The sequence below is a fragment of the Kluyvera huaxiensis genome, from assembly GCF_040149365.1.
Lineage (GTDB): Bacteria > Pseudomonadota > Gammaproteobacteria > Enterobacterales > Enterobacteriaceae > Kluyvera > Kluyvera intermedia_A.
In genome coordinates this window covers 303012-317852 of sequence record NZ_JBEFLV010000003.1, presented here as the reverse complement: position 1 = coordinate 317852, position 14841 = coordinate 303012, and the positions used below count along the sequence as shown (strand labels likewise).

11 protein-coding genes are annotated in these 14841 nt (G+C 52.5%); 2 read left to right on the top strand and 9 right to left on the bottom strand.

Annotation, left to right across the window (positions count from 1 at the left end):
* Nucleotides 1-9: 9 nt before the first annotated feature.
* From lpxK to ABOC97_RS05365, 9 genes are all read right to left on the bottom strand, one after another.
* Entirely contained in the window at nt 10-990 is a 981-nt protein-coding gene (lpxK, locus tag ABOC97_RS05405) for a tetraacyldisaccharide 4'-kinase (RefSeq protein WP_349594896.1), read from the bottom strand.
* On the bottom strand, nt 987-2735 hold the full coding sequence (gene msbA, locus ABOC97_RS05400) for a lipid A ABC transporter ATP-binding protein/permease MsbA (RefSeq protein WP_349594893.1): 1749 nt from the start codon (nt 2733-2735) through the stop codon (nt 987-989). Before msbA ends, lpxK begins: the two co-directional genes overlap by 4 nt.
* Before the next feature lie 36 nt (nt 2736-2771).
* The gene (locus tag ABOC97_RS05395; protein ID WP_349594890.1) at nt 2772-5033 is read right to left on the bottom strand and encodes a ComEC family protein; all 2262 of its coding nucleotides are present in this window, start codon (nt 5031-5033) and stop codon (nt 2772-2774) included.
* A gap of 244 nt (nt 5034-5277) precedes the next feature.
* Nucleotides 5278-5562, bottom strand: a complete 285-nt coding sequence (gene ihfB, locus ABOC97_RS05390) for an integration host factor subunit beta (protein WP_052284034.1) — start codon at nt 5560-5562, stop codon at nt 5278-5280.
* Nucleotides 5563-5714: 152 nt separating this feature from the next.
* Complete coding sequence (gene rpsA, locus ABOC97_RS05385; protein WP_061283710.1) at nt 5715-7388, bottom strand: 30S ribosomal protein S1; 1674 nt, start codon at nt 7386-7388, stop codon at nt 5715-5717.
* Nucleotides 7389-7501: 113 nt separating this feature from the next.
* The gene (cmk, locus tag ABOC97_RS05380; RefSeq protein WP_234501840.1) at nt 7502-8185 is read right to left on the bottom strand and encodes a (d)CMP kinase; all 684 of its coding nucleotides are present in this window, start codon (nt 8183-8185) and stop codon (nt 7502-7504) included.
* 187 nt (nt 8186-8372) lie between these two features.
* A complete protein-coding gene (aroA, locus tag ABOC97_RS05375; RefSeq protein WP_234501841.1) occupies nt 8373-9656 on the bottom strand; it encodes a 3-phosphoshikimate 1-carboxyvinyltransferase in 1284 nt (427 codons plus the stop codon).
* 71 nt (nt 9657-9727) lie between these two features.
* Complete coding sequence (serC, locus tag ABOC97_RS05370) at nt 9728-10816, bottom strand: 3-phosphoserine/phosphohydroxythreonine transaminase (protein ID WP_234501842.1); 1089 nt, start codon at nt 10814-10816, stop codon at nt 9728-9730.
* Nucleotides 10817-10978: 162 nt separating this feature from the next.
* On the bottom strand, nt 10979-11671 hold the full coding sequence (locus ABOC97_RS05365) for a DUF421 domain-containing protein (RefSeq protein ID WP_349594885.1): 693 nt from the start codon (nt 11669-11671) through the stop codon (nt 10979-10981).
* Nucleotides 11672-11799: 128 nt separating this feature from the next.
* Here ABOC97_RS05365 and ycaO point away from each other — a divergent pair, with 128 nt between their 5' ends.
* Both ycaO and focA read left to right on the top strand, forming a co-directional pair.
* On the top strand, nt 11800-13560 hold the full coding sequence (ycaO, locus tag ABOC97_RS05360) for a 30S ribosomal protein S12 methylthiotransferase accessory factor YcaO (protein WP_349594883.1): 1761 nt from the start codon (nt 11800-11802) through the stop codon (nt 13558-13560).
* 404 nt (nt 13561-13964) lie between these two features.
* A complete protein-coding gene (focA, locus tag ABOC97_RS05355; RefSeq protein WP_052284027.1) occupies nt 13965-14822 on the top strand; it encodes a formate transporter FocA in 858 nt (285 codons plus the stop codon).
* Nucleotides 14823-14841: the final 19 nt, after the last annotated feature.

Genomic DNA, 14841 nt, shown 5'->3' with positions numbered 1-14841 from the left:
CGACGCCGTTTAGCGTCGTGCGAGGGTAATCAAGTCCTGTAGCAGCGTCTGCGCGCGATCGCCCGAAAGAACAGCGTCGACCGGCAGATACCACCAGTTTTCCTGCGCAAAGCGGCGGCATTTTACCGCATCTTTTTCAGTCATAATAAGCTGTTGTCCCGGTTCAACCAGTGCCTGGACATCGGCTTCGGTGAGCGCCTTGTGGTCTGCCAATGCGACGGTGCGCACCGGTTGCAGACCGCACTCATTTAAGGTCGCGAAAAAACGCGGCGGATGGCCGATACCGGCCATTGCCACCACGTTTTGCAGGTCGGAAACCTGCCGTCTTTCGTGGGTTAACAAATTAACCGCTTCGCCGGGACGCAGCGTCATCGGGATTTCCCCGGACTGCGCTTCCCCGCCGTTCACAATTCGCGCATCGACAGAGCTTAAGCGTGAGGCACGTTCACGCATCGGCCCCGCAGGCAACCACCAACCGTTGCCAAAGCGCCGCACACCATCGATAACGACAATTTCTTTATCCCGCGCCAGACGATAGTGCTGTAGCCCATCATCCGTCACGATAAGCTGCAAATCATGGGCTGCCAACAGCGACTTTACCGCATCAACTCGTACCGGAGAAACCGCCACCGGAGCGCCGGTACGCTGAAAAATAAGCACCGGCTCATCACCAGCTTGCGCGGTAGTGGAGTTCGCATCGAGCAGCAACGGATAGCTTTCCGCCTTACCACCATAGCCGCGAGACACCACGCCAACGCGGACCCCCTGTCGCTGCAACTGCTCCACCAGCCAGATAACGACCGGGGTTTTGCCGTTACCACCAGCAGTCAGATTCCCCACGACCACAACCGGGCAAGGCGCGCGCCATGCTTTTTTCAGTCCAAGCTGATAGCACAGGCGGATGATGCCGCTCACCAGGCCATACAGCCAGGAAAGCGGCAACAGCAGACGCCAAAGCGGCGATTCGCCCGACCAGATTCTGGCTATCATTCGCCAAACTGCATTTTGTGCAGCTGTGCATAAACGCCGCGCTGCTCCAGCAGATCGTTGTGGCTGCCGCGCTCGACGATCTGACCATCTTCGACAACGATGATTTCATCAGCCTGTTCGATGGTGGAAAGTCGGTGAGCAATCACCAGCGAGGTGCGGTTTTTCTGCAGTTCATCGAGCGCCGACTGAATCGCACGTTCGGATTCGGTATCCAGCGCAGAGGTGGCTTCGTCAAGGATCAGGATAGGGCTGTTACGCAACAGCGCACGCGCAATGGCAATACGCTGACGTTGACCACCGGAAAGCAGTACGCCGTTCTCACCGATAACCGTGTCGAGGCCATCATCCATTTTGTTGATAAAGTCCATCGCATAGGCCATACGCGCCGCATCTTCAATCTGTTCGCGGCTGAACTCTTCCGTACGCGCATAGGCGATGTTGTTGGCGACCGTATCGTTAAACAGATGCACGTTTTGTGATACTAGCGCGACCTGATTACGCAGCGCAGAGAGCTTGTATTCGCGTAGATCGTGCCCATCGAGCAGGATTTCACCTTCATCGATATCATAAAAACGGGTCAGCAAGCTGGCGATAGTGGATTTACCTGAGCCTGAACGTCCAACCAGAGCGACCGTTTTTCCGGCAGGGATCGACAGATTGATATGACGCAGTGCCGGAGTCTCACGGCCTGGGTAGGTGAAAGTGACATCACGGAACTCAATTGTTCCCTTCGCACGTTCAACTTCCAGCTTACCCTCGTCTTTTTCCTGTTCGCTATCGAGAATAGCAAACAGCGTCTGACAGGCCGCCATCCCACGCTGGAACTGCGCATTCACGTTGGTTAACGATTTAAGTGGACGCATCAGGGCAATCATGGAGGAGAAGACCACGGTAATAGTACCTGCAGTCAGCGTTTCCATGACGCTTGGGAAGCTTGCGGCATACAGGACGAAAGCCAGCGCCAGGGAGGCAATCAGCTGAATGATCGGGTCAGAAATCGATGACGCAGAGACCAGTTTCATCCCTTGCAAACGCATTCTATTGCTGACCTTATCAAAGCGATTAGACTCTACGCCTTGCCCACCGAACATCAGCACTTCTTTATGCCCTTTCAGCATCTGCTCAGCGCTAGTGGTCACCTGCCCCATGGTGTTTTGCATATTCTTACTGATGCTACGAAAACGTTTGGAGACCACGCGAATCGCAATCGACACGATAGGTGCCAATACGATCAGGATTACCGACAGCTGCCAGCTGTAGTAAAACATCATGATAAACAGACCGATAATCGACGCACCTTCACGCACGACGGTAATCAGCGCGCTTGAGGAGGAGGAAGCAACCTGTTCGGAGTCATAGGTAATACGCGACAACAGCGTCCCGGTGGACTGCTTATCGAAGAATGAAACCGGCATGCCCATCATATGACTGAACAGCCGACGGCGCATGGTCATCACCACTTTGCCAGAAACCCAGGAAATACAATAACTGGAGACATAGCTAGTGATACCACGCAGGATCATCAAGCCAATAACGACCAGCGGCATCCACAGCAGCACTGAGCGATCTGTTTTACCAAAACCATCATCCAGTAATGGTTTAAGAAGCGATAACATGAAGGTATCGCTGGCCGCGTTAAGGACTAACGCAACGGCCGCCACGATCAACCCTGCTTTAAATGGCGCGATGGTCGGCCAGAGTCGGCGGAAGGTCTGCCACGTGGAGAGATCTTTGTCGTTCTGCATTCAAAAAACCAGCTTATGTTGAAATAGCCGCATATTCTACCCGTTATCGCGAGTCTCGCCAAACCACTGATGATACCAACGTGGTAAAAGTTGATCTCGTAAGCCTTCAATCTTCCAGCCGTTAGCGCTGAAGGTGACGGTTATCTGCCCCTGATGAGGAGTATCAAACCACGCGTACTGATGTTGGAGATAGCGTGCTTTTACCTTTGAGGAAGGCAGTCGCCACGCGTTATAGCGGGATGCGGAAGCCAGTGCAGCCAAACCGCTCACCCGCTGGATCAATGCCATACCTGACGATGTCGAACTGCCGTGATGTGGAACCTGAATAATTGTAGACGCAAATGACTGCCAGAAACGGCTAATCATGGCCATTTCTGCCGGTATTTCAATGTCTCCGGTCAGCAGAATACTATTTCTTCCATCGTTGACCCTCACCACGCATGACGCATTGTTTCCTTTTTGCTCTTTGCCCGGTAGCGGCCAAAGGGCACGAAAGGTCAGCCCTTGCCATTGCCAGGACTCACCGCGCATACAGGATTGGTGCCCTTCCCAACCGAGCGGGCTTCTAATCCATGCCTGCGGCCAGGCCTGCTGTACCGAGCGAAGACCACCCCGATGATCCAGATGATCGTGGCTCAGGATAATCCCTTGTAGCGTTAGTCCGTGCCAACGCAGCCAGGGAATGATCAACTGTTCGCCGCTGTCCCCATCAGGCCACGCCAGCCCGGTATCGTAAAGCAGCGCTTTATCCCCCTTCGCAATAACCAGCGCCAGTCCCTGCCCCACATCCAGCATGGTGACCTGCCAACGATCCTGAGGCGTTTTTCGCCACAGCGGAAAAGAGAGCAGCATAGCTAAAGACAGCCATAGCGCCGGAAAACGCCACCATCCATGCAGACGCCAAAGTATCAGCACCAGCCAGGGCAGTAACGATACCCCAAACCATGCAGCGCCAATATTCAGCCATCCGGCGGGGAGCAGGCGTAAGTAGCCAAACACCAGCGCCATTACGTGGTCGGCACCGCTCCAGACCACCATCTCAACCACGGCAGGAGCCCATAGATGCAGAAACATCGCCAAGAGTATTAATGGCACGGCAATGAAAGTGACTACCGGTACCGCCACCGCGTTTGCCAGTAGCGAGGTTATACTCACACCGTGAAATAGCATTATCTGTAGCGGCGTCAACAACAGTAACAGCCCCAGCTGCAGATGGATGAGGCTCGCCAGCGGTCGGAGAAAACGGGGAAAAATTACAGCGGGCAATGGCAGCCATTGATACCAAAAAATCAGCACACCAACCGCATACGCCGACAGCCACAGGCTGTCAGAGAGCACTGCCAATGGATCAATAAATACGATTGCAGCCAGACAGCAAAGCCACACTTCCCATCCCGTCCACTGGCGCCCCCTCAGGCGTAATGCATACCAGATAGCCGCTGCCACTACAGTACGTAGCGCTGGCGGCTGCATCCCCGTCAGCATGGCATAGGCAAGCCCAGTCAAAAGCGCGGCGATTAATGGCAATCGCCAGTTGATAAGCCAGCCGGGTAGGAAAAATTGAATGCTTCGAATAAGCAGCCAGCCCAGCGAAGCGCCAAGCGCAATATGCAAACCCGAGATAGCCATCAGATGCGAGGTACCGGTTTGTTGCATCAAGGTTTTAATCTCTGGTGCGACCGAAAGGCGCTCTCCCATCCCCAGTGCCAGCATCACATCACGCCAGGGATAGTCGGCAAGGGTTGTTTGTAAGGAGGTCAGAAAACGAGCGCGGAGGCTACAATCGGTATCCAGTGGTTGGGCATCAATAATGCGCCCGGTCAGCGGACGATTTTGTGAGAGCGCATAGCGCTGGGAGTCAAATCCACCATCATTGAGCTGTCCGTGGACGGCCCGCATACTGACCGTCATGCGCCAACGCTGTCCGACACAGGGCGGCTGAGGTAAATAGCTGCCGTACAGAACCATCCCGATTCGCGGAAATGCGAGTTTCCCCTCCAGGTGCGTTATTTCGCCCTGGTGGGTGGTTTGCCCATCTGTTTGCGTCAGTACCATTTCAATGTGCCGATTTTTCCCAGGCAGATTTTCAGCAGGCAGCACCACCTGCCATGCCGCAAACACACCCCAACAAAACAGCAGCCCGGTTAGACACACCGCGCGCCCTGCTCGCCCGCAGAAAGTCAGGGCTAACAGCCCAGGCAGGGAAAATTTTATCGCCCCCACCGGAGGGAGTTCCGGCAGTATGAGCAGCGGAAGGATCCCTAGCAGTGTGCAGCAGGCCAATTGTGGCAAACGCATTAACACCTCCTTGTTACCGGAAGTGTCGCGCCGGGTAGAACATTTGTCGTCGGGGGAAAATCAGGTTTTCGCGGATGATTCCAGAGAAACATTCAGGGTTGGTAAGCGTTACGAACAATATGCGAGGTAGATTCCAGAAATGCAGGGGCTGATGGGTCTGGTGAATTCGAAATAGCAGAAACGAAAAAAGCACCCGTAGGTGCTTTTCTCTCAATCAAGTTCATCGCACACAGGCGATCTGAACTCAATCGTAAATATTGGCGCGATCGCGCAGTTCTTTACCCGGCTTGAAGTGCGGCACGTATTTGCCTTCCAGTTCCACTTTATCGCCAGTTTTCGGGTTACGCCCGGTGCGTGGTGCTCTGTAGTGCAGAGAGAAGCTGCCGAAACCGCGGATTTCAATGCGCTCACCCTCAGCAAGAGTTGAGGCCATATGCTCCAGCATCTCTTTCACCGCATCTTCCACTGCTTTAGCAGGGATATGGGATTGCTGGCTGGCAAGTCTTTCAATCAATTCTGACTTGGTCATGATTCCTCCGGTTTCCTTTAAAGGAAAATTAGCTAACAGCTTATTAAACAAGGGCGGCCGTAGCCGCCCTTTGTGCTAGATTACAGGCCGAAACCTGCAATCTGTCAAGTAAACTCATCACAATTCAGGTTGTTAAACCCGAATCGGCAAGATTACTCGCCTTTAGCTGCTTTGAATGCTTCAGCCATAGCGTTGGAGAAGTTGCCGTCTTCCTGTTTGTTGTTAACAGTAGCGATTGCATCTTTCTCATCAGCTTCGTCTTTAGCACGAACAGACAGGCTAATTGCGCGGTTTTTACGATCAACGCCGGTGAATTTAGCTTCAACGTCATCGCCAACGCTCAGAACCAGAGTTGCATCTTCAACGCGGTCACGGGATGCTTCAGAAGCACGCAGGTAACCTTCAACGCCGTCGGCCAGTTCTACGGTTGCGCCTTTAGCGTCAACTGCAGTTACTTTACCGTTAACGATAGCGCCTTTCTTGTTCAGAGCAACCCAGTTGTTGAACGGATCTTCTGCGAGCTGTTTAACGCCCAGGGAGATACGTTCACGCTCTGCGTCAACCTGCAGAACAACTGCTGCGATTTCGTCGCCTTTTTTGTATTCACGAACTGCTTCTTCGCCTGTAGCGTTCCAGGAGATGTCAGACAGGTGAACCAGGCCGTCGATGCCGCCGTCCAGGCCGATGAAGATACCGAAGTCAGTGATAGACTTGATTTTACCTTCAACGCGGTCGCCCTTGTTGTGGGTTTCTGCGAACTGCTGCCATGGGTTGTTTTTGCACTGCTTCAGACCCAGGGAGATACGACGACGTTCTTCGTCGATATCCAGAACCATAACTTCCACTACATCACCAACGTTAACAACTTTGGATGGGTGGATGTTTTTGTTGGTCCAATCCATTTCGGATACGTGAACCAGGCCTTCAACGCCTTCTTCGATTTCAACGAAGCAGCCGTAGTCGGTCAGGTTGGTCACGCGGCCAGTCAGTTTGGTACCTTCTGGATAACGCTTAGCGATAGCTACCCATGGATCTTCGCCCAGCTGTTTCAGGCCCAGAGATACACGAGTACGCTCGCGGTCGAACTTCAGCACTTTAACAGTGATTTCGTCGCCAACGTTTACGATTTCGCTTGGATGCTTAACGCGTTTCCATGCCATATCAGTGATGTGCAGCAGGCCGTCAACGCCGCCCAGATCAACGAATGCACCGTAGTCAGTGAGGTTCTTAACGATACCTTTAACTTCCATGCCTTCCTGCAGGTTTTCCAGCAGCTGATCGCGCTCTGCGCTGTTTTCGGATTCGATCACGGCACGACGAGAAACAACAACGTTGTTACGTTTCTGGTCCAGCTTGATTACTTTGAATTCAAGCTCTTTGCCTTCCAGGTGCAGCGTATCGCGCACTGGACGAACGTCTACCAGGGAACCTGGCAGGAACGCACGAATACCGTTCAGCTCAACAGTGAAGCCACCTTTAACTTTGCCGTTGATAACACCAACAACAGTTTCAGCGTCTTCGTATGCTTTTTCCAGCGTGATCCAAGCTTCGTGACGCTTAGCTTTTTCACGGGACAGCAGGGTTTCGCCGAAGCCGTCTTCTACTGCGTCCAGCGCAACGTCAACTTCGTCACCGACCTGGATTTCCAGCTCGCCGGCTGCGTTTTTGAACTGCTCTGCAGGGATTGCAGATTCAGATTTCAGGCCCGCATCAACCAGAACGATGTCTTTGTCGATAGCAACAACAACACCACGAACGATGGAACCCGGACGGGTTTCGATTGTTTTTAAAGATTCTTCAAATAGTTGAGCAAAAGATTCAGTCATGTTTAATCTTCGAAGTTAGATTTAACGTCCACCTGACACCTTGTCGGATGGGGTTGTTTCACATACCCGCTGTCAATCCATTGCAACGGGGGTACTACAAATTCTGTCGCGTTTTACGCGAGTGCCAGTTTCTGGCGCGCATAGTCTAACGCTTTTTCAATTACTTGCTCAATGCTTAAGGTGGTGGAATCCAACACTAAAGCATCGGCGGCAGGAACCAGTGGCGCAACAGCACGATTACGATCGCGGTCGTCACGTTCCTTTATCTCTGCCAAAAGGCGCTCAAAGTTAACACTAAAGCCCTTTTCCTGCAACTGTAGCATGCGGCGGTTAGCACGTTCTTCCGATGAAGCATCAAGGAAGATTTTTACCGGAGCATCAGGGAAGACCACTGTACCCATATCGCGACCATCGGCAATCAGGCCCGGTTCGTCGCGGAATCCACGCTGGCGGCGCAGCAGCGCTTCGCGAACGCGGGGGAATGCGGCAACCTGCGAAGCCGCGTTGGCAACTTCCTGGGTGCGGATTTCACCGCTGACGTCTTCACCCTCAAGGATAACTTCCAGCTTCCCGTCGGTCGAAACAAAGCGAACGTCCAGGTGAACTGCCAGTGGAACCAGCGCATCTTCCGACGTCACGTCGACATGATGATGCAACGCAGCTAAAGCCAGCACGCGATAAATCGCGCCTGAGTCCAGTAAGTGCCATTGCAATGCTTCTGCCATGGCTTTGCACAGAGTGCCTTTACCCGCGCCACTTGGGCCATCAATGGTAATTACCGGGGCAATTGCCGTCATCTCTATCTCCTTAATAAAAGGCATATTCAACGTAAACGCCGCGCATTATACGCATCTCTGCGCTCGACGGTTACTTTTGTCTGCGAATTCCAGAATTAGCCCCAGGAAGTACAAGAGAATAGATAAGTATAGTGGGCTGGCAAGATGCCAGCCCGGAAAGTGCGTTTTTTTACGGGTAGAGCAACGATCAAGCCAGGGTACTAATGCGCGCCAACTGTTCGAAATAGTCCGGGAAGGTTTTCGCCGTACATTTCGGGTCGAGAATAGTCACGGGCGTGTCGGACAGCGCCACCAGTGAGAAACACATCGCCATACGGTGATCGTTATAGGTGCCGATTTCAGCAAAATTCAGCGACGCTGGTGGTGTAACGCGAATGTAGTCTTCGCCCTCTTCTACCTCAGCACCCACTTTGCGCAGTTCAGTCGCCATGGCAAACAGACGGTCAGTTTCTTTAACGCGCCAGTTGTAGATATTGCGCAGCGTGGTGGTGCCTTTAGCAAACAGTGCCGCAGTGGCAATGGTCATGGCCGCATCAGGGATATGGTTCATGTCCATGTCGATAGCGTTGAGCTCGCCGTGAGTACAGGCAATAAAATCATCGCCCCAGGTCACGGTAGCACCCATTTTTTCCAGCACATCGGCAAAACGGATATCGCCCTGAACGCTGTGACGACCAATACCGGTCACTTTCACGGTGCCGCCTTTAATCGCGCCAGCAGCAAGGAAATAGGAGGCAGAAGACGCATCCCCTTCCACCAGGTATTGACCTGGAGAGACATACTGTTGGTTACCACGCACAATAAAGCGCTGGTAGTTCTGGTTATCCACTTCCACACCGAAGGTTTTCATCAGGTGCAGAGTGATATCGATATAGGGTTTAGATACCAGATCGCCTTTAATGCTTATCGTGGTGTCCTGTGGAGCCAGCGGCGCGGTCATCAACAGCGCGGTGAGGAATTGGCTGGATACGCTGCCGTCAACCTCAACGTTACCTCCGGTGAAACCACCTTTCAGGCGCAGCGGCGGGTAGTTTTCCTGCTCCAGATAGTCAATCTGGGCCCCGCCCTGACGCAGCGCATCAACCAGATGACCAATTGGGCGCTCTTTCATACGCGGCTCGCCGGTCAGTACGATGTTATTCGTGCCCAAACATAAAGCGGCGGCCAGCGGACGCATCGCCGTACCCGCATTGCCGAGGAACAGCTCCAGCTCGTTTGAGGACTGCAGCATGCCCGCATTGCCGGTCACTTCACAGCGGGTGCGGTCAGCAGACAGGGTATAGTGAATTCCCAGAGCCTTAAGCGCGTTCAGCATATGGCGAACATCATCACTGTCCAGCAGATTGGTCAGCACGGTCGTGCCATGCGCCAATGCCGCCAGCAGCAGTGCGCGGTTCGACACGCTTTTAGAACCGGGCAGATTAATGGTGCCGTCGACACGCGCAATAGGTTGTAACGTCAGGGATTCCATGAAACTCAACTCTCTAAAACAGAAGTAAAAACCCCACGGCGTAACCGTGGGGATGAATAGATAAAACCAGATTAACCGTGACGGCGTTCGAAGTCTTGCATGAAGTTCGTCAGCGCCTGTACGCCTGCCAGCGGCATCGCGTTATAGATAGAAGCACGCATTCCGCCTACCACGCGGTGGCCTTTCAGCGAATGCAGACCGGCCGCAAATGACTCTTCGAGGAACAGTTTATCCAGCGCGCTATCGGCCAGCTGGAATGGAACGTTCATGCGGGAGCGGTTAGCGTTGGCTACATCGTTGCGGTAGAAATCGCTGCCATCAATGGTGCTATACAGAAGATCGGCCTTCTGCTGATTGATACGATCCATTGCCTCGACGCCGCCCTGCTCTTTGAGCCATTTGAACACCAGCCCTGAAAGATACCAGGCAAAGGTCGGCGGCGTGTTGAACATGGAATCGTTGTCATTAAGCACGGTGTAGTCGAGGATTGATGGGCAGGCAACGTGGGCTTTACCCAGCAGGTCTTCACGTACAATCACCAGCGTTAAACCGGCAGGGCCGATATTTTTCTGCGCGCCAGCGTAGATAACGCCGTAGCGGCTCACGTCAATCGAGCGAGACAGGATAGTGGAGGAGAAATCGGCGGCAACAACCACGTCTTTGCCAAAGTCCGGCGTCTCTTCAATGGCGATACCATCGATAGTTTCATTTGGACAGAAGTGCAGATAGGCCGCGTTATCGCTGAGCTGCCAGTCACGCATCGGTTTCACCGCGCGCTTGCCGTCTACGGTGACTTTCGCATCGATAACGTTCGGGGTGCAGTATTTTTTTGCTTCTTTGACCGCGCTGGCAGCCCAATAGCCGGCATCAACGTAGTCTGCGGTAGTTTTATCACCCAGGATATTCAGCGGAACGCCAGCAAACTGACCGCGGCCGCCGCCATGGCAGAACAATACTTTGTAGTTGGAAGGGATATTAAGCAGGTCGCGGAAATCTTTTTCTGCTTCCTCTGCCACCTGGATAAACTCTTTACCACGGTGGCTGACTTCCATTACCGACGTACCTAACCCGTTCCAGTCGCAAAGTTCTTGCTGCGCCAGTTTAAGAACATCTGCCGGTAACATCGCCGGACCTGAACTGAAATTAAAAACCTGAGCCATTTTCCCTCACCACGCTAAAAGCCATAAGTAATAACTGTGGATATCGGTTTTATCATTCAGTGACACGCGCCGCAATGTCTAAAACTTTCCACCGGCGAATTGTGGCCCTTGTCACACAAAACATTCTGCCGCTCGATTGCGTCAAAACCGACAAAATGGCTGTCAGGCGACGCGTTTCGCCCGGCTAACCTTCGTCCATACCGGATTCGCACAGCGAGGACATAGTTGACGGCAACCCACCTTGAGGCTGGCGACATGACTACATCTCGCACAAGCGAATTCCCCCGACTCTGGCATCACCTTGAACCGCGGCGCAAAGCTCTCCGGCAAAATACACATCCCCGGTTTGACGTCATCATCGCGGTAATAAAACACGCTGATCTGCCCGTTGGTCTCCATGATAGCCAGCCGCACCTGTCCCAGCTGTTCGACGCTGTTCAGACGCAGCTCCATCAGAAACTCCAGCTCGGTCATATTCGCTTTACGGACGTTTTCCCACGCGAGCTGCCCCTCTTCCACAACGACAATGGCCTTACCTTCGAGCAAGTCCTCAAGCTTTTCACTTTTCGACATCAGCCACATAACCAGACGATAAAGCAATGCGAGTGAGACGAAGACCACCAAAACCGGCACCAGAGGCACATCATCATAAAAAGCGACGTCACCCGCAGCCGATCCTAACGTCAGAATTATCAGTACTTCAAAAAGTGACATCTGCCGGACGCCACGCCGTCCGGTAATTTTGAGAAATATAAAGACCAGTAAAAAGGTAAAGAGGGTTCTTAACGCCACTTCGCCTAAAAATTCGGGCGGGAATTTGTCAAACGCCATCCGTTGAAGATCAAACGCTTTCATCTTTTCTATGCCTTAACAATAGGTTATTGCCTATAAGCATAGTCCTACCTTTTATTTTCGCCGGAGATAGCACCTGTCACGCAAAACCCGTATCATTGCGCGCTTTCCGTACGACAAAAGAGATTGCTATGACGCAGACCTATATTCCCGGCAAAGATGCCGCGCTGGAAGATTCCATCGCTCGCTTCCAGCAAAAGCTGCTCGACCTGGGTTTTGATATCGAAGAAGCCTCCTGGTTGAACCCTGTTCCTAACGTCTGGTCGGTGCATATTCGTGATAAGGCATGCTCTTTATGCTTTACCAACGGCAAAGGCGCCACCAAAAAAGCAGCGCTGGCGTCAGCGCTGGGTGAGTACTTTGAACGTCTCTCCACCAACTATTTCTTTGCCGACTTCTGGCTGGGCGAAGAGATCGCCAACGGCCCGTTCGTGCACTATCCGAACGAAAAATGGTTCCCGCTGACCGAAAATGACGACGTGCCGGAAGGCCTGCTCGATGCACGCCTGCGCGCATTCTACGATCCAGACGATCAGCTGACCGCCAGCATGCTGGTCGATCTGCAGTCCGGGAACGACGATCGCGGCGTGTGCGGTCTGCCATTCACTCGTCAGTCAGACGGTGAAACCATTTATATCCCAATGAACATCGTCGCCAACCTGTACGTTTCTAACGGCATGTCTGCGGGCAACACCCGTAACGAAGCTCGCGTTCAGGGGCTGTCGGAAGTGTTCGAGCGTTACGTCAAAAACCGCATCATTGCCGAGAGCATCAGCCTGCCGGAAATTCCATCCGAAGTGCTGGCTCGTTATCCTGGCGTCGTTGAGTCCATCGCTAAACTGGAAGCGGAAGGTTTCCCAATCTTTGCATACGATGGTTCACTGGGCGGTAAATACCCGGTTATTTGCGTTGTACTGTTCAACCCAGCGAACGGTACCTGCTTCGCTTCTTTCGGCGCGCACCCGGACTTCGGCGTTGCGCTGGAGCGTACCGTTACCGAACTGCTTCAGGGCCGTGGTCTGAAAGATCTCGACGTGTTCACCCCGCCAACCTTCGATGATGAAGAAGTGGCCGAACATACCAACCTGGAAACCCACTTCATTGATTCCAGCGGTTCTATCTCCTGGGATCTGTTCAAGCAGGATGCCGACTATCCGTTCGCCGACTGGAGCTTCTCCGGTACCACCGAAGAAGAGTTCGCAACGCTGATGGCTATCTTCAACGAAGAAGATAAAGAAGTGTATATCGCCGACTATGAGCACCTGAGCGTCTACGCCTGCCGCATCATCGTACCGGGTATGTCTGATATCTATCCGGCAGAAGATCTGTGGCTGGCCAATAACAATATGGGTAGCCACCTGCGCGAAACCATTCTATCCCTGCCGGGCAGCGAGTGGGAAAAAGAAGAGTACCTGAACCTGATCGAGCAGATCGATGACGAAGGGCTGGATGACTTCACTCGCGTGCGCGAGCTGCTGGGCCTGGCGACGGGTTCAGATAACGGCTGGTACACCCTGCGTGTTGGTGAACTGAAAGCGATGCTCGCACTGGCGGGTGGCGATCTGGAACAAGCGCTGATCTGGACCGAATGGACGATGGAGTTCAACGCTTCGGTCTTTAGCGCAGAGCGTGCAAATTACTACCGTTGCCTGCAGACGCTGCTGCTGCTGTCTCAGGAAGAAGAACGCGAACCGTTGCAATACCTCAACGCATTCGTGCGTATGTACGGCGCAGACGCTGTAGAAGCAGCCAGCGCCGCGCTCAGCGGCGAAGAGGCGTTCTATGGCCTGCAGCCGGTCGACGGTTCGTTAAAAACCTTCCCGGCGCATCAGTCACTGCTACAGGCTTACGAAAAACTGCAGCGTGCGAAAGCCGCGTTCTGGGCGAAGTAACACGATCCCGCAGAAAAAGTAGGTTTAACATACACTCTACGTTATATTACGGGGCCACTTGTTGGCCCCTTTTTTTATTTCCGCGCTTCGCCCCAGCAGAGTGTGAAAATAAAGTTAAAGATAAGTAAACTCAATTATTAGTAGCTTACTTTTATTGTTAATTTACTTGATCATTACTCCATTTTAATTAACTAGCAAAATGAAGGGTAAAGAAAAAATTCAACTGAATTTGTAAATCTTAAAATTTATTTTTATAATTAAATTCAATAATTTACCCTGCTTTCGTTGAAAAACCATCCAACTTGCAGGCCTATAAGCCAGGCGAGATATGATCTATATCAAATTCTCATCTATAATGCTTTGTTAGTATCTCGTCGCCGATTAAATAAAAAGAGAGAGTTAGTGTGAAAGCTGACAACCCTTTTGATCTACTTCTCCCTGCTGCAATGGCCAAAGTTGCCGAAGAAGCAGGTGTCTATAAAGCAACCAAGCATCCGCTGAAAACCTTTTATCTGGCGATTACTGCGGGCGTTTTCATCTCGATTGCTTTTGTATTTTATATTACAGCAACCACGGGTACAGCTGGCATGCCGTTCGGCATTGCGAAACTGATTGGTGGTATCTGCTTCTCACTAGGCCTCATTCTTTGCGTTATTTGTGGCGCCGACCTCTTCACGTCGACCGTGCTTATCGTGGTAGCGAAAGCCAGCGGCCGAATCACCTGGGGTCAACTGGCAAAAAACTGGCTCAATGTCTATGTTGGTAACCTGGTGGGTTGCCTGCTCTTCGTACTGCTCATGTGGCTGTCCGGTGAATATATGACAGCCAATGGCGGCTGGGGACTAAACGTCCTGCAAACCGCTGACCACAAACTGCATCACACATTTATCGAAGCCGTTGCTCTCGGCATCCTGGCGAACCTGATGGTCTGCCTGGCAGTCTGGATGAGCTACTCTGGTCGCAGCCTAATGGATAAAGCCATGATTATGGTCTTACCGGTTGCCATGTTCGTTGCCAGCGGTTTTGAGCACAGTATCGCAAACATGTTTATGATCCCTATGGGTATCGTAATACGCGATTTTGCTAGCCCGGAATTCTGGACCGCTGTCGGTTCATCTCCGGAAAATTTCTCTCACCTGACCGTGATGCATTTCATCACCGATAACCTGATTCCTGTCACTATTGGGAACATTATCGGCGGCGGTTTGCTGGTTGGGTTGACATACTGGGTCATTTATCTGCGTGGCGGTGACCGTCATTAATTGATGGTTGCTCCAGGCA